The organism is Nocardioides pollutisoli, assembly GCF_040045055.1.
GTDB classification, from domain to species: Bacteria; Actinomycetota; Actinomycetes; order Propionibacteriales; family Nocardioidaceae; genus Nocardioides; species Nocardioides tweenelious.
Genome location: NZ_JBDZDU010000001.1, coordinates 1,322,400 through 1,344,102 on the forward strand (window position 1 = coordinate 1,322,400; position 21,703 = coordinate 1,344,102).

Below are 21,703 nucleotides of genomic sequence, written 5' to 3' on the forward strand. Positions count from 1 at the left end.
GCTACGACCGGTCCCGTATCCTGGGCGCATGTCCGTCCCGCGCGATGAGCGTCTGTCTGCCAGCCGCGTCTTCTCCCACCTCGTCGTCATGGTGGCAGTGGCCGCGGTGATGGGCGTCCTCGTCGCCGGCCTCGTGATCCCGTTCACCGGCGTGCTCGGCGTCGGCGCCAACAACGTCGCGAAGGCCATGGACAACCTCCCCGCGGAGCTCGAGACCGACCCGCTCCCGCAGAAGACGCGGATGCTCGACTCCGACGGCAACGTCATCGCGACGCTCTTCGACGAGAACCGCGTCAACGTCACCCTCGACCAGATCTCGCGGACCATGGTCAAGGCGATCGTCGCGATCGAGGACTCGCGCTTCTACGAGCACGGCGCCCTCGACCTGCGTGGCACGCTCCGCGCCCTGGTCACCAACCAGGCGAGCAGCGGAACCGTCCAGGGTGGCTCGTCGATCACCCAGCAGATGGTCAAGCTGACCCTGGTCCAGCAGGCCGACACCAAGGCCGAGCGCAAGGCAGCGACCGCCGACACCTACCAGCGCAAGCTCAACGAGCTCCGCTACGCCATCGCCTTCGAGCAGCACCACTCGAAGGACTGGATCCTCGAGCGCTACCTCAACATCGCCTACTTCGGCGACGGCACCTACGGCATCCAGTCGGCCGCCCGCCACTACTTCAACGTCAACGCGAGCAAGCTCAACCTGCGTCAGTCCGCGGTGCTCGCGGGGCTGGTCAAGAACCCCACCGGCTACGACCCGACGAACTCGCCCGACCGGGCCATCGAGCGCCGCAACGTCGTGCTCGACCGGATGGCCCAGCTCGACGTCATCTCCCACCAGAAGGCCGCGAAGACCAAGCGCGAGGGCCTCGGCCTCCACGTGATCCCGGCCAAGAACGGTTGTCTCTACTCCACGGCGCCGTTCTTCTGCGACTACGTCACCAACTACCTGCTCCACGACCCGTCCCTCGGCAAGACCGTCGGGGAGCGCAAGCGGCTGCTCAAGTCGGGCGGTCTGACGATCCACACGACCGTCGACATGACCGACCAGAAGGCCGCCGACGCCGCGGTCTCGAGCCACGTCAACCGCACCGACCAGGCGGTCGGTGCGCTCGCGATGGTCGAGCCCGGCACCGGTGAGGTCCGCGCGCTGGCCCAGTCGCGGCCGATGGGCAACGACGAGGCCGACGGCCAGACCTACCTCAACTACACCGTCCCGACGAAGTACGGCGACTCCGCGGGCTTCCAGGCCGGCTCGACGTTCAAGCCGTTCGTGCTGGCGACCGCGGTGACCGACGGGCTCCCGCTGACCACGACGTTCAACGCGCCGCAGTCGATGGTCCTGCCGCAGGACGAGTTCGCCAACTGCGAGGGAGCACCGAGCTTCGCCGGCGAGTGGGACGTCAGTTCGTCGACCAGCTCGGGCACGATGGACGCCGTCCGCGGCACCCGCGAGTCGGTCAACACCTACTTCGCCCTGCTCGAGCGCGCGACCGGCGTGTGCGACCCGTTCCGCCTCGCCAAGAAGATGGGCGTCGAGCTCGACGACCCCACCGGCGACTCCCAGGGCAACGGCGCCGAGCGCGTGGTCACCTTCACGCTCGGCACCCCCAACGCCAGCCCGCTCGAGATGGCCGAGGCCTACGCGACGTTCGCGGCGCGGGGCAAGCACTGCGACTCCCGCCCGGTGACAGCGATCGACGACCCGACCGGGGCCACGATCAAGGAGTACCCCGCCACCTGCTCGCAGGTGATGCCGCAGAACACCGCCGACTCCGTCAACTACGTCCTGCGCGGCGTGCAGGAGCCGGGCGGCTTCGGCTACGACCTCGGCGGCACGGGCCTCCCGGTGCCGTCCGCGGCCAAGACCGGCACAACCCAGGACGGCAAGTCGGTCTGGTACGTCGGCTACACCCCGCAGCTCGCGACCGCCGCGATGATCGCCGGCGCCAGCAAGGTCGGCAACCGGCCGATCCCGCTGGCCGGTCAGACCATCGGTGGCAACTACATCTCGTCCGTCTCCGGCTCGGGCTTCGCCGGCCCGATGTGGGCGGCCGCGATGCAGGCGATCGAGGGCAACTTCGACGACATCGACTTCGTCGACCCGACGAGCACCACGCCGACCGGTGTGCCGACGCTGGTCCCGAGCACCTCGGGCATGAGCATCGACACCGCGATCGAGACGCTCCAGGCGGCCGGCTTCCGCGGCGTCCGGGCCGGCAGCACCTCGTCGTCGAGCCCGGCCGGCACCGTGGCCTACACGTCGCCGTCCGGCGGCGAGACCGTCCCGGTCGACACCCCGATCCTCGTCTACGAGTCCACCGGCTACACGCCGCCTCCGCCGCGGCAGGGCGGCGGGAACAGTGGCGGCAACGGGGGCGGCGGCCCGGGCAACGGCGGCGGCCGGGGCCACTGACCCCGGGTCACCCGAGCTGGCGGCGTACCTCCGCAGCGACGGCACCGCCGTCGGCACGACCCTTGACCTGCGGGGTCACCACGCCCATCACCTTGCCCATGGCCTTCATGCCCTCGCCGGCGGCGCCGACCTGGGCGATCACGGCGGTGACCAGGTCGGAGATCTCCTCGCTGCTGAGCTGCGCGGGGAGGTAGTCGGCGATCACGGCCGCCTCGGCGGTCTCCTTGGCGGCCATCTCGGCGCGGCCGCCGTCGGCGAAGGCGGTCGCGGCCTCGCGGCGCTTCTTGGCCTCGGTCGACAGGACGCCGATGATGTCGTCGTCGCTGAGCTCGCGGGCCTCCTTGCCGGCGACCTCGGCGTTGGTGATGGCGGTGAGCACCATCCGCAGCGTCGAGGAGCGCACCTCGTCACGGGCCTTGATCGACGTGGTGAGGTCGGCGCGGAGACGGTCCTTCAGCTGGCTCATGTCGCCATTGTGGCAGCCTTGGCGCCGTGACCCTCCCCGCCGCCGTACGCCGTAGCGCGCTGGGCGTCGTCGGCGCCGGAGCGGTCGGCGGCGTCGGGCTCACGGCGTACGCCATGGTCGAGGCGCGTGCCTACACGCTGCGGCGCGTGCGGGTGCCCGTGCTGCCGACCGGGGCACCGGAGCTCCGCGTGCTCCACCTCAGCGACATCCACCTGACACCGGGACAGACGCGCAAGCGGGAGTGGCTGGCCGGGCTGGCCGACCTCGCTCCCGACCTGGTCATCGACACCGGCGACAACCTCGCCCACCGCGACGCCGTGCCGGCCGTGGTCGACTCGCTGGCCGGCCTGCTGGACGTCCCGGGTGCGTTCGTCCTCGGGTCGAACGACTACTTCGAGCCGACCCTGCGCAACCCCTTCCGCTACCTGCTGCCCGACGACGGGAAGCGCCACACCGACGTGCCGCAGCTCCCCTGGCGCGACCTCCGCCGCGACCTCACCGGCGCGGGCTGGCTCGACCTGACGAACACCCGCGGGACGCTCGAGGTGCGCGGGATCCGGATCGCCCTCGCAGGCGTCGACGACCCGCACCTGGGCTACGACCGGCTCGACGAGGTGTCCGGTCCGGCCGACGCCACCGCCGACCTGCGGCTCGGGGTCGCGCACGCGCCGTACCTGCGGGTCCTCGACCAGTTCGCCGCCGACGGGTACGACGCCGTGCTCGCCGGCCACACCCACGGGGGCCAGGTCTGCCTGCCGTTCGTCGGGGCACTCACCACCAACTGCGACCTGGAGCCGGCTCGGGCCAAGGGGCTGCACCGGCATCCGGCGGCCTCGCGGCCCGGTGACCCGGGGTCCTCGTGGCTCCACGTCTCGGCCGGCATCGGCACCAGCCCCTACGCCCGGATCCGGGTCGCGTGCAAGCCGGAGGCGACGCTGCTGACCCTCGTCGCGACCGACGGCTGATCCGATTTCAGGACGCCCGAGGTGCTCGGGTATGGTTGCCCCCGGCCTGCTCCGGTGGGCCGATCGGGCTGTGGCGCAGCTTGGTAGCGCGCTTCGTTCGGGACGAAGAGGCCGCAGGTTCAAATCCTGTCAGCCCGACAGATCAGAGGCTCGGATCCAGCACGGATCCGGGCCTCTTTCTGTTTCCCCGACCGACGCGCGTGGCAGACTCCGGACATGGTGGATGGGGATCAGGAGAGCACCGGGCCGTCGCTCGAGCTCCCGAAGCTGGGCTGGCGTCGCAAGCAGAAGGCGACCGCTCCCGAGCCGGCACCCGCGCCGACGCCAGAGCCCCTTCCCGAGGCACCCGTAGCCGAGGAAACCCCGGCTCCTCCTCCCGCACCCGCGCCACCGGCCCCCGCGCCGGAGCTCGCGGAGACCCGGCCCTTGTACGTCGACGAGGCCGAGACGGCCGTCGCGACCGAGCCGGCTCCGCCCCCTGCACCTGCGCCTGTGCCGGTGGTCGACTCTCCCCCGCGCTCGATCAAGCTCCGCCGCCCCGGCGGCATGCTCGCCGTCGTCGTCACCGGCATCGTGGTCGGCCTCGGCATGGTCGGGCTCACCTGGGCGTCCCTGCAGGCCTGCTCGGCCATCCAGGGCACGTCGTCCTGCGGCAGGACGGGCTACCCGATGCTGATCGTGATCCTGGTCCTCGCGGTGGTCCTCGGCGGACTGCTGCTCCGGGTCGCGCGCGTGCCCGAGCCGGGCAGCACCAGCTTCCTCGCGGTCGGTCTGGCCTCGGTGATCGCGCTGCTGTTCTTCGTCAACTCACTCACCGACCCGGCGATGGTCGCGGTCATCCCGATCGTCTGCGCGGCGACGTACGCCCTCGCTCACTGGGTGACCCGGACCTTCATCGAGCCGGCCAGCCGCTGAGCTGCGCGTCTGCTACCTGCGCAGACCCGCCGCGACCAGCTCCGCAATCTGCACGGTGTTGAGCGCCGCACCCTTGCGCAGGTTGTCGTTGGAGATGAAGAGCGCCAGGCCGCGGTCGCCGTCGACGCCCTCGTCCTGACGGATCCGGCCGACGTACGACGGGTCCTGGCCCGCGGCCTGCAGCGGGTTGGGGATGTCGGACAGCTCGACGCCCGGGGCGTCCGCGAGCAGCTCGGTGGCCCGGGCGGGGGTCAGCGGGCGCTCGAACTCCGCGTTGATCGCCAGCGAGTGCCCGGTGAAGACCGGGACGCGCACGCAGATGCCGGAGACCGGGAGATCGGGGATGCCGAGGATCTTGCGGGACTCGTTGCGGAGCTTCTGCTCCTCGTCGGTCTCGTGGAGGCCGTCGTCGACGATCGAGCCCGCCATCGGGAGCACGTTGTAGGCGATGGTCCGCTCGTACTTCACCGGGTCGGGGAACGTGACCGCGGTGCCGTCGTAGGCGAGCTCGGTGGCCTTGTCACCGGCCGCGGCGACCTGGCCGGCCAGCTCCTCGACGCCGGCGACGCCGGAGCCGGAGACGGCCTGGTAGGTCGACGCGATCAGCCGGACCAGCCCGGCCTCGTCGTGGAGCACCTTGAGGACCGGCATCGCGGCCATGGTGGTGCAGTTGGGGTTGGCGATGATGCCGCGCCCGGCCTCGATCACCTCGAGCAGCGCCTCGGGGTTGACCTCCGAGACGACCAGCGGGATGGCGGGGTCCTTGCGGAACGCGCTGGAGTTGTCGACGACGATCACCCCGGCCTCGACGAACTTCGGGACCAGCGCGCGCGACGTGGTCGCGCCCGCGGAGAAGAGCGCGATGTCGAGACCTGCCGGGTCGGCGGTGTCGGCGTCCTCGACGACGACGTCGCGGCCCTGGAAGGGCAGCACCTTGCCCGCGGAGCGCGCGGAGGCGAAGAAGCGGACCTGGTCGACCGGGAAGCCACGCTCCTCGAGGATCTGGCGCATGGCGACGCCGACCTGTCCAGTGGCGCCGACGACGCCGAGGTTGATGCCCATGGTTATCGGCCCGTCCCGCCGTACACGACCGCCTCGACCTCGGTGGAGTCCAGGTCGAACGCCGTGTGGGTCGCGCGGACGGCCTCGTCGACCTGCGACTCGGCCACGATCACCGAGATCCGGATCTCCGAGGTGGAGATCATCTCGATGTTGACGCCGGCGGAGGCGAGCGACGCGAAGAACTTGGCCGTGATGCCCGGGTGGGAGCGCATGCCGGCGCCGATCAGCGAGACCTTGCCGATCTGGTCGTCGTAGAGCAGCTTGTCGTAGCCGACCTCGTCCTGGATGCGCGCCAGGGCACCCATCGCCGCCTGGCCGTCGGCGCGGGGCAGCGTGAAGGAGATGTCGGTGAGGGCGGTCGCGGCGGCCGAGACGTTCTGCACGACCATGTCGATGTTGACCTCGGTGGCGGCGAGCGCCTCGAAGATGCGGGCCGCCTCGCCGACCTTGTCGGGGACGCCGACGACGGTGATCTTGGCCTCGCTCCGGTCGTGGGCGACGCCGGCGATGATCGCCTGCTCCATGTCCTCGTCTCCTGACTTGCTGTCCGGGATGACCCAGGTGCCTTCCTTCTGGGAGAAGGAGGAGCGCACGTGGATCGGCATGTTGTAGCGGCGGGCGTACTCGACGCACCGCAGGTGGAGGATCTTGGCGCCCGAGGCGGCCATCTCGAGCATCTCCTCGGTGGAGATGGTGTCGAGCTTGCGCGCGGCCGGGACGATCCGGGGGTCAGCGGTGAAGACGCCGTCGACGTCGCTGTAGATCTCGCAGACCTCGGCGCCGAGCGCTGCGGCCAGGGCCACCGCGGTCGTGTCGGAGGCGCCGCGACCGAGCGTGGTGACGTCCTTGGTGTCCTGCGAGACGCCCTGGAAGCCGGCGACGATCGCGATCGCGCCGTCGGCAATCGCGGCCTCGATCCGACCCGGGGTGATGTCGATGATCTTCGCCTTGCCGTGGGCGGAGTCGGTGATGACGCCCGCCTGCGAACCGGTGAAGGACTGCGCCTTGTGCCCGAGCGCCGCGATCGCCATCGCGACCAGCGCCATCGAGATCCGCTCGCCCGCGGTGAGCAGCATGTCGAGCTCGCGCGGCGGCGGCAGCGGCGTCACCTGCTCGGCGAGGTCGCGGAGGTCGTCGGTGTGGTCGCCCATGGCCGAGACCACGACGACCACGTCGTTGCCCGCCTTGCGCGTGTTGACGATCCGCTGCGCGACGCGCTTGATGCCGGCTGCGTCGGCGACCGACGATCCGCCGTACTTCTGCACGACAATGCCCACGGTAGATCCCTTGTTGCTCGAGGTTGCTCTCGATGCTGAGTTTACCGGGGCGAGAGATCCTCGGATTCGAGCATCTCATCGGCGACGGCGAGCAGCTCCTCCTCCTCGATGGGGGTGTCGGCGTCGAGGCGGTCGTGGGCGACGATCGAGAGCAGCGCGTTGAGCGCGGCGCCGGCGAGGTTGCCCCACGAGGAGACGTAGGAGAACTGCCACCACCACAGCGCCTCGAAGACGTTGCCGAGGCGGTAGTGGCGCAGGCCGTTCTCGAGGTCGGTCGCGATGCTGGTGAGGTCGTCGGAGAGCTGGCTCTCGACCACCTCGGGCACGTAGGGGTCGAAGACGAAACCGTAGGTGTCGACGCTGTCGAGCATCGCGGCGAGCCGGAGCCGCATCTCGTCGATGTCGGGCTCGGGGCCGACGTCGGGCTGGTACTCCGCGATCGGGGTGAAGTCGCGCTGAGCCCCGAGCCGGGCACCGGCGAGCAGCACCTGGCTGATCTCGAGCAGCAGCAGCGAGATGGCGCGGCCTCCGTCGGCCTCGCGGGCGATGGCCTGCAGCGCGAGCAGGAAGCTCTCGACCTGGTCGGCGATCTGCTGCGCGAACTCCTCCGTCTCGGGGTCGAGGAACTCGGGCTCCGTCACGGACGGGGTCGTGTCAGTCATCTGCTGATCGCCTTCCTGCGAACGCGCGGCCCAGGGTCACCTCGTCGGCATACTCCAGATCGCCACCTACAGGCAGTCCACTCGCCAAACGCGTCACACGCAAGCCGATCGGCTTGAGCATCCGGGTGAGATATGTCGCCGTCGCCTCACCCTCGAGGTTGGGATCGGTCGCGAGGATCACCTCGGTGATGGTGCCGTCGGCCAGTCGGACCATCAGCTCGCGGATGCGCAGCTGGTCGGGCCCGATGCCGTCGATCGGCGAGATCGCGCCGCCGAGGACGTGGTAGCGGCCGCGGAACTCACGCGTGCGCTCGATCGCGACGACGTCCTTGTACTCCTCCACCACGCAGAGCACAGCCGGGTCGCGTCGCGGGTCCCGGCAGATCCGGCACTGGTCGTCCTCGGACACGTTGAAGCAGATGCTGCAGAACTTCACCTTGGCCTTGACCTCGATGAGCACGTCGGCGAGGCGGCGTACGTCGGTGGGGTCGGCCTGCAGCAGGTGGAACGCGATCCGCTGCGCGCTCTTGGGACCGACGCCCGGCAACCGGCCGAGCTCGTCGATCAGGTCCTGGACGATGCCTTCGTACAAGTGGGGTCGTCCTGCCTAGAAACCGATTTGGCCGGGCGCGCCCGGCATCGCGCCGCCACCGGCGAGCGGGCCGAGGGCCTCGCTCGCGAGCGCGTCGGCCTGGGCCTTCGCGTCGCGGTAGGCGGCGACGATCATGTCGCCGAGGTCGGCCAGGTCGTCGGGGTCGCTGCCGTCGAAGCCGCCGGCCTTGATCTCGACACCGACCAGCTCGCCGACGCCGTTGACCTTGGCGGTCACGGCGCCGCCGGCGACGGTGCCGTCGACCACGGTCTCGGTGAGGCGCGCCTGGGCGTTCTGCAGCTGTTCCTGCATCTGCTGGGCCTGCTGGAGCAGGGCGTTCATGTCGAAGCCCCCGTCGCCGAGGCCCTCGAAGGGGTTCTGGGTCATCGGTTCGCCTCTCGGTTGGTGCGTACGTTGCTGGGTGGGGTGGTCACTGGTGCTTGATCTCCTCGATCATCTGGGCGCCGAGCTCGCGCTGGAGCAGCTCGGTGGTGCTGATGCCCTGGTGGTCGGCGTCGAGGTCGTCGGGGTGGGCGTCGGCGTCGGCCTCGGCCCACGCGGGGGTGCTCTCCGCCCGGCCCTGGTCGGCCGACCGGGTCTGCTGGATCGCGTCACGAGCCGCTGCCACGGCATCCGGATCGCTCGCACGCTGCTCGGGCTCGGGGGCGGGCGCGGCCTCGGGTGCGGGCTCGGGTGCCATCGACGGTGCCTCGGGTGCGGGATCCGGGGCGGTCGCGGACTTCACCACCGTCGGCGTCCCCTCCGCCTTGGCGCTGGGGTCGACGATCGTGTCGATCTTCCAGTCGGCGCCGACCACGTCGATCGCCGCCTGGCGCAGCACGTCGTCGCAGCCACCGGAGATGAAGGAGTCACGGGCACCGGCGTTGGCGAAGCCCAGGGTGAGGGTCTTCGCGTCGACCGAGACGACCTGGCAGTTCTGGGTGAGGTGCATCCACGCGAGACGGCGGCGGAGCTTGGTGGCGTCGACGATGTCGGGCCACAGCCGGCGTACGTCGACCAGGGTCAGCCCACCGGCGGGCGCGGGTGCCGCCGGGGCAGGCTCGGGCGGGGCGGGCCGCGACTCGGCCACGGGGGCCTCGACGGGCTCGGCCACCGGCACCGGTGTCGGCTCGGGGGTCGGCTCGGGGGTCGGCTCGGCGGCGACCGGCCCGGGAACAGGAGCGGGCGTCGGCGCCGGGGCGGGCTCGGGCCGCGCGGCGGCGGGGTCGGGCGCCTCGGTCCGGCTCGGGACGGGTGCGGGGCGGTCCTGGGCGGGCGCACTGGGGGCCGCGGCGACCGGGGTCGGGACCCCGGTGATGGTGAGCCGCTTCTCGAGCCGGTCGAGGCGGGCGAGCACGCCGTCGGTCGCGTGGTCGGCGCCCGGCAGCAGCACCCGGGCGCAGAGGAGCTCGAGGAGCAGCCGGGGAGCGGTCGCGCCACGCATCTCGGTGAGCCCGGTCGCGACGATGTCGGCGGCCCGGCTGAGCTCGGCCGACCCGAAGCGGGCGGCCTGGGCGACGAGGCGCTCACCCTGGTCCTCGGAGACGTCGATCAGGCCGGTCGCCGGGGCGTCGGGGACCGCGGCCACGATCACCAGGTCGCGCAGCCGGCGCAGGAGGTCCTCGGTGAAGCGGCGCGGGTCCTGGCCGGTCTCGATGACCTTGTCGACGACCCCGAAGACGGCCGCGCCGTCACCGGCCGCGAAGGCGTCGACGACGTCGTCGAGCAGCGTGTCGGGGGTGTAGCCGAGCAGTCCGGTGGCCAGCTCGTAGGTCACCCCCGCCGAGCCCGCACCGCCCAGCAGCTGGTCGAGGACCGAGAGGGTGTCGCGGGCCGAGCCCGCACCGGCCCGGACGACCAGCGGCAGCGCGGCGGCGTCGATGGTGACGCCTTCCTTCTCGCACAGCTCGGAGAGGTACGACGAGAGCAGCCGCGGCGGGATCAGCCGGAACGGGTAGTGGTGGGTGCGCGACCGGATCGTCGGCAGCACCTTGTCGGGCTCGGTCGTGGCGAAGATGAAGCGCAGGTGCGGCGGGGGCTCCTCGACCAGCTTGAGCAGGGCGTTGAAGCCCTGCGTCGTGACCATGTGGGCCTCGTCGATGATGTAGACCTTGTAGCGGCTGCGCACCGGCGCGAAGAACGCCTTCTCGCGCAGGTCGCGGGCGTCGTCGACGCCGCCGTGCGAGGCCGCGTCGATCTCGATCACGTCGATCGATCCCGGGCCGCCGCGCGCGAGGTCCTTGCAGCTGTCGCACTCGCCGCACGGGTCGGCGATCGGCGCCTGCTCGCAGTTGAGCGCCCGGGCCAGGATCCGCGCCGAGGTGGTCTTGCCGCAGCCGCGAGGACCGGAGAAGAGATAGGCGTGGTTGACCCGGTTGTTGGCGAGCGCGGCCCGTAGGGGCTCGGTGACGTGATCCTGGCCGATGACCTCGGCGAAGGTCTCCGGCCGGTAGCGGCGGTACAACGCGAGGGGTGACTCCACGCCTGAACCCTAACCACCGCTCCCGACAGTGGGTAGCGGCGCACTCGCTGGTCGAGTGGCCCGCGAGGAACGAGCGGGCGTATCGAGACCACCTGGGTCTCGATACGCGTCGCGGTCGCCTTCGGCGTCCGCCGACGCCACTCGACCTCCCGCCCCGGATCGAGCTCCTCGCGGGCTCGGAGCTCGGGGCGTGAAAAGGCCCCCCGCGCACCCGACAGAGCTCGCTTACCCTTGCTGCCTTCCGGCCCTGGGGGAGTTCGGCAAGATATCGCCACACGGGGGGTTGGCCAGAGTCTAGGTGAGCGCCCCGGACCACACCAAGACGGCCCCGTTCCCTGTCGCCCGGGCGAGGGTCAGGGCGATTTCACCCCCTCGTCACCCGACAGGTACGCTCCTCCGCGGAGGATTCGCCTAGTGGCCTATGGCGCTCGCTTGGAAAGCGGGTTGGGTTAACGCCCTCAGGGGTTCGAATCCCCTATCCTCCGCCACTCGAACGGCGTCGCACCCTGGTGCGGCGCCGTTCGTGATTTCAGGATCGACGCCGCGCCAGCACCGGCCGGAGCAGCAGCGCGACCACGAGCAGGCCGCCGCCGATGAGGCCCCACCAGACCGCGTCGTCGCGGGTCTCGGCCAGGACGTCGGGCGCGGGCACCGGGGCGGTCGCCTCGGGGTGGACGTCGGCCTGGGTCACGGTCCGCTCCACGTCGCCCTTCGCGCCGGGATCGAGCGGGCGGGTCAGCGCCTCGTAGGGCTGGACGACGCCCGCGCCGGTGAGCGGGGTCGGGTCGTCGGTGGTGCCGTTGGCGGTGTTCACCAGGCGGGCGATGATCTGCTTCGCGGAGTCGTGGCGGTACATCTGCCACAGCAGCGCCACCACGCCACTGACCTCCGCAGCCGCGGCGCCGGTCGAGATCGGGTCGACCGCGCACGAGCTGCCGCTGAGGCCGTACGAGACGCCGTGGTACGTCGGGGCAGCGACCGTCGTCCGCGAGTTGGCGCGCACGATGCTCATCGGGTCGTCCGGGTAGCCGTCACCGGTCGAGTTGACCGCCACCACGTGGGGGAAGGCCGCGGGGTAGGAGTCGGTCGCCGCGTCGTCGGCCCGCAGCTCCTCCGCCGTCGGCTCCGTGCCGTCGGTCGGCGCGACCCGGTCACCCGTCGCCGCGACGACGACGACGTCCTTGGCCTGCGCCTCCTCCACGGCGGCCCGCAGCCCCGGCCCGTTGCTGACCGGGAACGCGATGGTGGCGACCTTGATGTTGAGGTCGCGAGCGTTCTGGGCCACCCACCGGAGCGCGCGGGCGGTGGTGCCGCTCGTCGGCCTCAGCTCCTTGTCGTCGGCCGTCGGGTCGACGTAGGTCCGGACGTCGACGATCTCGGTGCCGGGAGCGAAGCCCACGTGTCGCGAGCCGTCGTCGGCACCGGCGATCAGCCCGGCGACCTCGGTGCCGAGGAAGTAGGAGACGTCGGCGTCGGGCGGCATGTAGCTGACGGTCTTCCTCACCGGGATCGAGTCGGCGTTCGCAGCGCCGACACCCGAGTCGAGCACCGCGACGCGGACCGGCTCTCCGGCCGGGGGCGCGAAGTCGTCGACCTGCTGCTGGGCACGCTCCAGGCCGAGCTGGTCGAACGGCGCGCTGCTGATCCCGGCCTCGCCGCCGCCGTCGGGACTGCTCTCGGCGCACGTGACCGTGACGGCCTGCGCGGGAGCACCGGTCAGACCGACGAGGGCGAACGCCGTCGCCCCCGCGAGCACCGACCTCAGGTGCATGCGTCGCCGTCCTGGGTGGTCGGTCGCATCAGTGCGTCGTTCTGGGAGAGCGTCACTCCGCAGTCGAACAGCTTCACCCAGGTGTCGGGTACGACGACCACGGGGAAGTCCGCGTAGCCCAGCTGGCTCGCGGCGTTGCCGAGGAGCGGGTTGGCCGAGCCGCTCGAGTCGATGGCGAACGGCGAACCGGTGTCGGTCGCGCTCCAGCTGCCCGAGAGGACGTAGGCCCCACGGCCGGTGTCGACGGCCTGCTCCTTGCGGTCCGCGCCGAGTGCACCGACGCCGGCCTCGTCGCCGGGCAGCGCGAGGGTGACCGTCGGGGACTGGTCGTGCTCGGCGACGAGCTGGGCACAGGGGTCGCCGACGAACTCGTCGGTCGGAGGCGCGGCCGGCCAGCCGGTGTCGGTGCCCAGGTCGTCGGCGAACTCGACCCCCGGGGCCGCGTCGAGCCTGTGGACGTCGGGCAGCTTGCCGTTCTCGGTCAGGGAGTTGTCGTAGACCAGCTGCGCGAACCCGGCGAGCGGCGCCGGGCCACCGTTGGTCACGACGTACTGGTCGCCACCGGGAGCGATCAGCACGTCGCCGATCACCGCACCCGTCTGCTCGCTCGCCGCCGGACTCTTCGGAGGATCTCCGAACCCGTCGATCTCGAAGCTCTGCCCGTTGAGCGGGGCGCCGACCGGGAAGAGGTTGAGCCACTCCCGCGGCACGGTGACGGCAGCGCTCTTGGACGGCAGGTTCAGCGCGTGCAGGAGGCTGTCGGTCTGGTCCCGCGTGCCCGTGCCCTGGGGCGGCACGGCGTAGACGGTCGCCGACTCGCGACCCAGGTCGTCGACGGAGTCGATGATCGCGTAGTACTTGCCCTCGCTCTCGACGGTCAGCCCGCGGTCGGGTGTCGGCGTGACGTCGGGCGTCGTCGAGACCCGGACCCGGATCCCGTGGTCGGCGGCCGTGCAGGCGGTCCAGCCGGAGTCGATCAGCTGGGACGACGGCGGCAGGGCGGGTGCACCGAGGATGCCGATGTCGTCGCCGATCTGCTCGCCGGAGATCGTGTCCTGGGAGAGCATCGTGGGATCGGCGTCCGGGCCGAGGATCAGCTGGGCGCTGGTGGGGTTGATGACGGGGCGGAGCTCGGGGTCGTCGCTCTCCTCGAGGATGACGTACGACGCCCCGGTGTCAGCGGAGATGATCAGCCCGGGCTTCTTCCAGTCCGAGGGCGCGGTCGGGGAGAAGACACCGGCGATCGCCGCTCCGGCGGCCAGGAGGACGGCGAGCGCGAGACCGCCCACGATGGTGCGACCGGGCCGCGCGGGCTCGACCTCGCGGCCGCCGGGCGCGCCCGAGACGAACGCCGTGACGAGTCGGCGCCGACTGAACGAGTAGGCCTCGACGAGGTCCTTCTTGGTGGCCACGAGGCCCTATTACCCACGGATCGCTGAGAAGACACCGACCGCGACGACGAGCAGCGGCAGGAGCGACAGCAGGGCGACGCTCTCGGCCACGTCACCGAGGCGACCGCGACGCACCGACGGGGTCGACGGCAGGAGCGTCACGGCCAGCAGCACCGCGCCGGTCGCAGCCAGTGCGACGGCGACGCCGGGCCGCCAGTCGGGGTGGATCCACAGCGCGGCGACCGCGGTCGAGAGCAGCCCGACGATGCCCGACACCAGGCCGACGAGGACCTCGGAGCCGGTGCGGTACTGACGGGTGCGCAGCATCACGACCAGGCAGCACATGACCGCGAGGGCGGCACCGGCGCCACCGAGCGAGACGGCGAGCGGGGCGATCAGCACGAGCAGCAGCCCGACGGTCGCCGAGACGGCGACCAGGATCTCGTGGGCGATCCGGGCGTCGGCGCCGACGCGGACCGGGTCGACGGGTCGTGGCTCGGCCGTGATGTCGGCGACGTTGTAGAGCTGGTCGACCGAGGTGCGGGTGACGCCGAGCGCCAACCACGGGAAGACACTGCCGACGATGACCACCAGGACCAGGGCGATGGTCAGGACGACGGCGGCGTCGAAGTCGGCGGCCTGCAGCAGCAGGCCGGTCGCGAGGAACACCGCACCGACGACGACCGGTGGCAGCACGAGGGTGCGACCCTCGCCGAGTCCGACCAGGCAGACCAGCCCAGCGGCCAGGGCGCCGCCGCCGGCAGCAGCGATGGGCAGACCGAAGAACGGGTCGTCGGTCACGAGCATCAGGCCCGCGACCGCGGCGTACAGCGAACCCATCCAGGCCACGGCGACCGCTGCCTCGGGCTCCTGCTGGGCCCGGGAGAGCACGATCGAGCCGGTGACGAGGGCGGCAGCGACCACGACGGCCGAGACGCCGGCGAGCACCGAGCCACGCTGGATGAGCAGTGCGACGGCGCCGAGGGCCATCAGCAGGCCGGCCGCGCAGAGCGCCGTACGGCGCCCGGACGCGGGTTCCCACGGCTTGAGGTCGTGCTCGACGACGTCGGTCATCGCCTCGACGATGTCGTCGTAGACGCGCGGCGGAGCGTCGTCGACGCCGGCGGCCACGGTGAGCAGCCCGCCGTCCTCGATGCCCTGGATCACCAGGCCCGCATCGATGGCGAGCTCGCGGCCCTCGGCCGTGATCAGCCGGTAGCCGCCGTAGACGGTCGACGGATCGAGGAGGCCGACGCTGCGGGCGAGCTCCGGCACCAGCTCCGCGACGGGCACGGCGCCGGGGAGGACGAGGTCCACCCGGCGGGTGCCCGAAGCGACGGTGACGCGGACCAGGCCCGAGGCGCCGGCTCGTGCCTCAGATGTCGAAGGAGGCAGCGCCACGCTGGTCGGCGGCCTTGTACTCGGCGTTCGACTGGTGCACGGTCGCGCTGGTGTCGGCGAGCAGCCCCTTCATCTCCTGCATGGCGGTGTCCCACTTGGTCTTGGCGACCTGGTAGGACTGCTGGGCGCTACCGGTCCAGTCGCTGCGCAGCGGCGCGAGCTCCTGCTCCAGGCGGTTGAGGCGGTCGTCGATCTGCTTGACCGCGGTGCCGAGGTCCTCGGCCGCAGTGTCGAGGCCGGCGTGGTTGACGCGAAGTCCGTCGAGGGTCATGTCACTCATTCCTTGTCTCGAGTCAGCGTCAGCCGAGGCGGCCGGCGAAACGGTTGTAGGACGACGACTGGGTCTCGTCGGTGTTGAGGTTGTCCTTCTCGGTCGAGGTCAGCGAGGCCTCGAACTCGTTGAGGGCGTTGGTGATCACGCGCTGCTTCTCGGTCCAGGCCTGGTGCAGCGAGAAGAAGGCGGTCCCGCCCGCTCCGGCCCACTTGCCCTGGAGGCCTGCGATCTTGCCCTCCAGAGCCTTGCTCAGTGCTTCGAAATCCTGACGGGCCTCGACCACGAGGCCGGCTGCGCGGGTGAGTGTGTGTTCACCCTGTCCCATCTCCGGTGCGCCTTGCGACATGTCGCCAACTCCTTCCCCCGTGGCGGCCGAGGCCGCTCGAGAACGATGTGTGTGCCTAGCGTTGTCTGCCAGTGATCGACTCGATCCGTTCCCCGAGCCGGACTGTCTTCGGTTACCCGGGCCGATGTGGCGCAAACCTCAAGAACTGAGTTCCCACAGGCTCGCGATCTCCCACAGCTCGCGGAACCATCCGGACGCCACGACCAGGCTGGCGAGGGCCAGTGCACCGCACAGTCCTTCGGCGACCTCGGCTCGTCGCGACCACCAGGCCGAGCGCCAGCCCCGACCGGTGGCGACGGCCACCAGGACCACCACGACGGCGAGCGCAGCGGCGCACGTCGAGACGATCCACCGGCCCTGGTCGTCGAGCAGTCGGAGGAGTACGACGAGCAGCGCGGCCCAGCAGCCGAGGCCGGCCGCGCGCAACAGGGACCGGGCCGCGCGGTGCCGGTAGCTGCGGGCGGCCAGCAGCAGGGCTGCGCCGGCGAAGCCGACCAGGCACCGTGCGCCGATCCGGTCGACGGGCAGGGTCGCGGTCGCGAGCAGCAGCGGAGCGGCGAGCAGGGCGACGACCAGGACGGCGGTCGACGCGGCGGTCACGATGCGGGTCCCCCGGGTGGCGACGGCCGACACCGCGGAGGGCGGTACGACGGAGCGACCGCGCTTGCCGCCGGCCCGCTCGCGGGCGGACCAGGCGGTGACGGCGAGGCGCTCGAGGTCGAGGAGGTACTGGTCGGGGACGTCGATCGCGACGCCCGGGACGAACCGGGCCGCGAGGACGGCGATCACCAGGAGCAGCGACCAGGTCAGGCGTGGCGGTGCACCGCCGAGCGTGCAGAGTCCCGTGATCGCGAATACCCCGGCGCCCGCGACGATCCAGACCTGGAGCGCCTCGTCGGCGCCCTGGTTGAGCGCGCGACCGGTGGCCGCGGCGAGCGCAGCCGCGAGCGCGCAGACCCCGATCACCATCGGCAGCCGCTCGGGCTGCGAATCCCAGGCGACGGCGAACGCGGCACCGGCCGCGAACGCCGGCGCGGCGATGAGCCGGGGCGGCACGAACCTCCCGACGGGCAGGACGCCGATCACGGCACCCGCCACGAGCAGGGCGAGGACCGCTGTGCGCTCGGGTCCGTCGGACATGGTCGAGGCGCACCAACCGGCGACGACGGCACAGACGGCGGCCAGCGTGGCGACCAGGACTGCAGCGGCGCCGGACCGGCGCTCGGGCCGAGGGCCGCGGCGCTCGGCGCGACGACCGGCGACCGGCACGACCGCGCTGGTCGCGACCAGGAGGTCGCCCGAGGCGACACCGGCCCGGGTCAGCGGGAGGTCGGGGGTCAGCACCACGCCGATCCGCGTGCACAGCGTCGGGACCGACGAGAGGCCGGCCTGCCGCGCGTACTCCTCGGCGACGTCGGCGGCGAGCGCCCCCGGAGGGACCACGAGGTCGAGCACGCCGAGCGGGCCGTGGACGCTCACGGCCAGGCTCTCGGCGGTTCCGCTGCTCACGACCCGCTCACCACTTGGTCACCACGACGTGGACCTTCCCCCAGGAAGAGAGGCGTCAACCTCGTCTCAGTGGGGTAGTTCCTCCCCGTGACGACCACGCTGCGAGGCGCGCGCCTCGACGAGCCGGAGCTGCCCACCGGGCAGATCGTTCTCCAGCCACCCCCGCAGATCGAGCCCAACGAGGGCGCGAGCGGGGTGCTCATGAACGCGATTCCGATGCTGGGCAGCCTCGGGTCGATCGTGCTGGTCGCCACGATGGGCAAGACCAACGGCGGCCGTGGCCTGATCGCGGCGGGCATGTTCCTCTTCGCCACGGTCGGCTTCATCATCGTCCAGATCGACCGGCAGCGGAAACAGCGCGCCCAGCAGGTCACCGGCTCCCGCACGGAGTACCTCCGCTACCTCGCCAACGTCCGCAAGATCGCTCGTGACGCCGCCGACCAGCAGCGTCGCGCCCTCACCTGGCACCACCCGGACCCGTCCGCGCTGCCCGCCCTCGCCGAGGAGCGCTCACGGGTCTGGGAGCACGGCTCGGGCGATCCCGGCTTCCTCCAGGTGCGGTACGGCGTGTGCGCCCAGCCGCTCTCGTTGGAGCTGGTCCCTCCCGAGAGCACGCCCATCGACCAGGTCGACCCGGCCGCGGCCTCGGCCCTCCACCGGCTCCTGGTGGTCCACCGCCTCCAGCCCGACCTGCCGGCATCGGTCGACCTGCGCGCCTTCGACCGGCTCGAGGTCTGCGGACCGGAGGAGCCGGCGCGTTCCCTGGCCCGGTCGCTGATCTGCTCCGCAACCGCCTTCCACTCCCCCGAGCACCTCGTGGTCGCCGTGCTCTCGTCGGAGCAGAACCTCGCGCACTGGGACTGGGTGAAGTGGCTGCCGCACGCCCAGAGCGCCCAGCAGTCGGACGCCGTCGGCCCGATGCGGATGGTGTCCACGTCGCTGGCCGACCTGGCCGCACTGCTCCCGCCCGACCTGAGCGAGCGGCCCCGGTTCGGCGCCGACGAGCGCCCCGCAACTCCGCACCTGCTGCTCGTGATCGACGGTGGCGAGCTGCCGCCCGGCAACCACGTCGTCCCACCCGACGGCCTGCACGGCGTGACCCTGCTCGACCTCCCCGCACGCTGGGACGAGCTCGAGGACGCGAGCCGGTTGCGGATCCAGTTCGACGGCGAGCCGGCCACCGACGGCCGCTACCCGGTGCTCGCGCTGCGGCTGCGCGAGGAGCCGATCCGGGCGCGTGCCGACCAGTGCCCGGTCGCGACGGCGGAGGCCTTCGCGCGGCGGCTGACCCCCCTGCACACGATCGCCTCGGGCGTCGTCGACCCGACCAGTGGCGAGATCGCCGGACCGAGCGACTTCATGGAGCTGCTCGCCCTCGGCGACGTGCGCTCCTTCGACCCCGAGCTCGCCTGGCGCCCACGTCCCGCCCGCGACCGCCTCCGGGTGCCGATCGGCCTCGGCGAGGGCGGCTCGCTGGTCCACCTCGACATCAAGGAGTCCGCCCAGCAGGGCATGGGCCCGCACGGTCTGGTGATCGGGGCGACCGGGTCGGGCAAGTCGGAGTTCCTGCGCACCCTGGTGCTCGGCCTGGCGATGACGCACTCCCCTGAGCAGCTCAACATGGTGCTCGTCGACTTCAAGGGCGGCGCGACCTTCGCCGGCATGTCGGAGATGCCGCACGTCTCCGCGGTGATCACCAACCTGGCCCAGGAGCTGACCCTCGTCGACCGCATGCAGGACGCCCTCTCGGGCGAGATGGTGCGCCGCCAGGAGCTGCTCCGCGAGGCCGGCAACTTCGCCTCGATCCGCGACTACGAGAAGGCCCGCGCCGCCGGCGAGGACCTCGCGCCGATGCCGTCGCTCTTCCTGGTCGTCGACGAGTTCTCCGAGATGCTTTCCGCCAAGCCGGAGTTCATCGACCTCTTCGTCGCGATCGGCCGTCTCGGCCGCTCGCTCGGACTCCACCTCCTGCTCGCGTCGCAGCGGCTGGAGGAGGGCCGGCTCCGCGGCCTCGAGTCCCACCTGTCCTACCGGGTCGGCCTGCGCACGTTCAGCGCGTCGGAGTCGCGGTCGGTGCTCGGCGTACCCGATGCCTACGAGCTGCCCGCCGACCCCGGTCTCGGCTACCTCAAGCCCGACCCGTCGACGATGCTGCGCTTCAAGGCGGCGTACGTCTCCGGCCCGCCGACCGGTCGGACCCGCGTCCGCCGCGACGAGGGCGGCCACGTGCGCGGCATCCTCCCCTTCACGATCTCCGAGGTGCAGAGCCTGGAGGTCGTCGAGCCCGAGCCGGAGCCGGTCGTCGTGGAGGCGCCGGACGACACCGACTCCCTCCTCGACATCGCCGTGCAGCACATGACCGGCCAGGGGACACCTGCCCACCAGGTCTGGCTGCCGCCGCTCGACGTGCCCGACACGCTCGACGACCTGATGGCCGACCTGGCCGTCGACCCGCAGCTCGGGCTCGTGTCGGCCCAGTGGCGCGGCCTCGGTGGTCTGGTCGTGCCCCTCGGCACCGTCGACCGCCCGCGCGAGCAGCGCCGCGACACCCTCACCATCGACCTCGGCGGCGCCGGTGGTCACGTGGCGGTCGTCGGTGGTCCGCGCAGCGGCAAGAGCACCCTGCTCCGCACGGTCGTCACGAGCATGTCGTTGACGACCACCCCGTTGGAGTCGCAGTTCTTCGTGCTCGACTTCGGCGGCGGCACGTTCTCGCCGTTCACCGCCCTGCCCCACGTCGCGGGTGTCGGCACCCGCGCCGAGCCCGACGTCGTACGCCGGATCGTCGCGGAGGTGCGCGGGATCGTCGACCGTCGCGAGGCCTACTTCCGCGCGAACGGCATCGACTCGATCGAGACCTACCGGACGCGACGCGCCGGCGGGCTTGTCGACGACGGCTACGGCGACGTCTTCCTCGTCGTCGACGGGTGGAGCACCCTGCGCGCCGACTTCGACGACCTCGAGGCCGAGATCCAGCAGCTCGCCACCCGCGGCCTGACCTTCGGGCTGCACGTCGTGGTCGGCGCCGCGCGCTGGGCGGACTTCCGGGCCGCGATGCGCGACCTGTTCGGCACCCGCCTCGAGATGCGGCTCGGCGACCCGATGGACTCCGAGATCGACCGCAAGATCGCCGCCCTGGTCCCGACCGGTCGCTCGGGCCGCGGCCTGGTGCAGAGCAAGCTGCACTTCCTCTCGGCGCTGCCGCGCATCGACGGGGCGCCTGACACCGAGACCCTCGGCGACGGCGTCGACGACCTGATCAAGCGGATCTCGGCCGCGTGGGAGGGACCGACCGGCCCCAAGCTGCGGCTGCTGCCCGAGCAGATCGACCTGGCCGCCGTACGCGAGCTGGCTCCTGCCGACGACCGCCGGCTCCTCGTCGGCGTCAACGAGAAGGACCTCGGCGCGGTCGGCCTCGACGTCGACGCCGAGCCGCACCTGCTGATCTTCGGCGACGGGCAGTCCGGCAAGAGCGCCGTCCTCCGCGCCTACGCCCAGGAGCTGATGCGGACCCGCTCGCCGAAGGAGGCGCAGCTCGTCGTCGTCGACTACAGGCGCTCGATGCTCGGCGAGGTCCCGGAGGAGTACCTCCTCAACTACCTCACCTCCGCGACCCAGGCGCAGCCCGCCCTCAGCGAGCTGGCGTCCTACCTCGAGGGGCGGATCCCCGGCCCCGACGTGACGCCCGAGCAGCTGCGCAACCGGAGCTGGTGGACCGGCGCCGAGGTGTTCGTGCTCATCGACGACTACGACCTGGTCGCGACCCAGCAGAGCTCGCCCGCCCAGGCGCTGGCACCCCTGCTCGCGCAGGCCCGCGACGTGGGCCTGCACCTCGTCGTGGCGCGCCGCTCCGGCGGTGCGTCGCGGGCCCTCTACGAACCGGTCATCCAGTCGCTGCGCGACCTGGCGATGCCCGGCCTGCTGCTCGCCGGCAGCCCCGACGAGGGTCCGCTGATCGGCAACCAGAAGCCGCAGCCCGGACCCCCCGGACGCGGGCGACTGGTCACCCGCGACCGGGGTGTCGAGGTCGTGCAGGCGGCGTGGAGCGAGCCGACTCTGTAGGTCGACCGTTCGTTCGTTGGTCGAGTAGCGAGCGCCAGCGAGCGTATCGAGACCACGACTGCGGTCTCGATACGTCCGTCGCGGCTTCGTACCTCAGCCGCGGGTCTACTCG

17 protein-coding genes, 2 tRNA genes and 1 other RNA gene are annotated in these 21,703 nt (G+C 71.8%); 6 read left to right on the forward strand and 14 right to left on the reverse strand.

Annotated features, from left to right (window positions below):
- Positions 1–28: 28 nt before the first annotated feature.
- Positions 29–2,416, forward strand: a complete 2,388-nt coding sequence (locus tag ABLE68_RS06500) for a transglycosylase domain-containing protein (RefSeq protein ID WP_348870501.1) — start codon at positions 29–31, stop codon at positions 2,414–2,416.
- 7 nt (positions 2,417–2,423) lie between these two features.
- Here the strand turns inward: ABLE68_RS06500 and ABLE68_RS06505 are convergent, their stop codons facing one another.
- Entirely contained in the window at positions 2,424–2,882 is a 459-nt protein-coding gene (locus ABLE68_RS06505; RefSeq protein WP_348870502.1) for a GatB/YqeY domain-containing protein, read from the reverse strand.
- 26 nt (positions 2,883–2,908) lie between these two features.
- Here ABLE68_RS06505 and ABLE68_RS06510 point away from each other — a divergent pair, with 26 nt between their 5' ends.
- The 3 genes from ABLE68_RS06510 (at position 2,909) to ABLE68_RS06520 (ending at position 4,762) form a co-directional block, all read left to right on the forward strand.
- Positions 2,909–3,847, forward strand: coding sequence for a metallophosphoesterase (locus tag ABLE68_RS06510; RefSeq protein ID WP_348870503.1), 939 nt, complete (start codon positions 2,909–2,911; stop codon positions 3,845–3,847).
- A 64-nt stretch (positions 3,848–3,911) separates the two neighbouring features.
- Positions 3,912–3,985: transfer RNA gene (locus ABLE68_RS06515), tRNA-Pro, on the forward strand.
- A gap of 78 nt (positions 3,986–4,063) precedes the next feature.
- Complete coding sequence (locus ABLE68_RS06520; protein ID WP_348870504.1) at positions 4,064–4,762, forward strand: hypothetical protein; 699 nt, start codon at positions 4,064–4,066, stop codon at positions 4,760–4,762.
- Positions 4,763–4,774: 12 nt separating this feature from the next.
- Here ABLE68_RS06520 and ABLE68_RS06525 read toward each other — a convergent pair whose 3' ends face one another.
- From ABLE68_RS06525 to ffs, 7 genes are all read right to left on the reverse strand, one after another.
- The gene (locus tag ABLE68_RS06525) at positions 4,775–5,824 is read right to left on the reverse strand and encodes an aspartate-semialdehyde dehydrogenase (RefSeq protein ID WP_348870505.1); all 1,050 of its coding nucleotides are present in this window, start codon (positions 5,822–5,824) and stop codon (positions 4,775–4,777) included.
- A 2-nt stretch (positions 5,825–5,826) separates the two neighbouring features.
- The gene (locus ABLE68_RS06530; RefSeq protein WP_348870506.1) at positions 5,827–7,101 is read right to left on the reverse strand and encodes an aspartate kinase; all 1,275 of its coding nucleotides are present in this window, start codon (positions 7,099–7,101) and stop codon (positions 5,827–5,829) included.
- Positions 7,102–7,142: 41 nt separating this feature from the next.
- A complete protein-coding gene (locus tag ABLE68_RS06535; RefSeq protein WP_348870507.1) occupies positions 7,143–7,763 on the reverse strand; it encodes a DUF5063 domain-containing protein in 621 nt (206 codons plus the stop codon).
- On the reverse strand, positions 7,756–8,355 hold the full coding sequence (recR, locus tag ABLE68_RS06540) for a recombination mediator RecR (RefSeq protein WP_348870508.1): 600 nt from the start codon (positions 8,353–8,355) through the stop codon (positions 7,756–7,758). The genes ABLE68_RS06535 and recR overlap by 8 nt, the downstream gene beginning before the upstream one ends.
- Before the next feature lie 15 nt (positions 8,356–8,370).
- Positions 8,371–8,742 carry a YbaB/EbfC family nucleoid-associated protein gene (locus ABLE68_RS06545; RefSeq protein WP_348870509.1) on the reverse strand — a complete coding sequence of 124 codons (372 nt, stop codon included), beginning with the start codon at positions 8,740–8,742 and terminating at the stop codon, positions 8,371–8,373.
- Between the two features lie 43 nt (positions 8,743–8,785).
- Entirely contained in the window at positions 8,786–10,837 is a 2,052-nt protein-coding gene (locus ABLE68_RS06550) for a DNA polymerase III subunit gamma and tau (RefSeq protein ID WP_348870510.1), read from the reverse strand.
- A gap of 194 nt (positions 10,838–11,031) precedes the next feature.
- Positions 11,032–11,122, reverse strand: an RNA gene (gene ffs / locus ABLE68_RS06555) — signal recognition particle sRNA small type.
- Positions 11,123–11,237: 115 nt separating this feature from the next.
- Here ffs and ABLE68_RS06560 point away from each other — a divergent pair.
- Positions 11,238–11,325 (forward strand) — tRNA-Ser (locus tag ABLE68_RS06560).
- Positions 11,326–11,366: 41 nt separating this feature from the next.
- Here ABLE68_RS06560 and ABLE68_RS06565 read toward each other — a convergent pair.
- The 6 genes from ABLE68_RS06565 to ABLE68_RS06590 all read right to left on the reverse strand — a co-directional run bounded on the left by ABLE68_RS06565 (position 11,367) and on the right by ABLE68_RS06590 (position 17,529).
- Entirely contained in the window at positions 11,367–12,608 is a 1,242-nt protein-coding gene (locus tag ABLE68_RS06565) for a S8 family peptidase (RefSeq protein WP_348870511.1), read from the reverse strand.
- Positions 12,599–14,020 (reverse strand): type VII secretion protein EccB, encoded by a 1,422-nt coding sequence (locus ABLE68_RS06570; protein ID WP_348870512.1) that lies wholly within the window; start codon positions 14,018–14,020, stop codon positions 12,599–12,601. Before ABLE68_RS06570 ends, ABLE68_RS06565 begins: the two co-directional genes overlap by 10 nt.
- A gap of 9 nt (positions 14,021–14,029) precedes the next feature.
- On the reverse strand, positions 14,030–15,400 hold the full coding sequence (gene eccD / locus ABLE68_RS06575) for a type VII secretion integral membrane protein EccD (protein ID WP_348870513.1): 1,371 nt from the start codon (positions 15,398–15,400) through the stop codon (positions 14,030–14,032).
- Positions 15,375–15,680 carry a WXG100 family type VII secretion target gene (locus ABLE68_RS06580; RefSeq protein ID WP_348870514.1) on the reverse strand — a complete coding sequence of 102 codons (306 nt, stop codon included), beginning with the start codon at positions 15,678–15,680 and terminating at the stop codon, positions 15,375–15,377. The genes eccD and ABLE68_RS06580 overlap by 26 nt, the downstream gene beginning before the upstream one ends.
- 19 nt (positions 15,681–15,699) lie before the next feature.
- Positions 15,700–15,999, reverse strand: a complete 300-nt coding sequence (locus tag ABLE68_RS06585; RefSeq protein ID WP_348870515.1) for a WXG100 family type VII secretion target — start codon at positions 15,997–15,999, stop codon at positions 15,700–15,702.
- Positions 16,000–16,158: 159 nt separating this feature from the next.
- A complete protein-coding gene (locus ABLE68_RS06590; protein WP_348870516.1) occupies positions 16,159–17,529 on the reverse strand; it encodes a hypothetical protein in 1,371 nt (456 codons plus the stop codon).
- A gap of 87 nt (positions 17,530–17,616) precedes the next feature.
- On the opposite strand from ABLE68_RS06590, the gene eccCa reads away from it, so the two are divergent.
- A complete protein-coding gene (gene eccCa / locus ABLE68_RS06595; RefSeq protein WP_348870517.1) occupies positions 17,617–21,591 on the forward strand; it encodes a type VII secretion protein EccCa in 3,975 nt (1,324 codons plus the stop codon).
- Positions 21,592–21,703 lie beyond the last annotated feature (112 nt).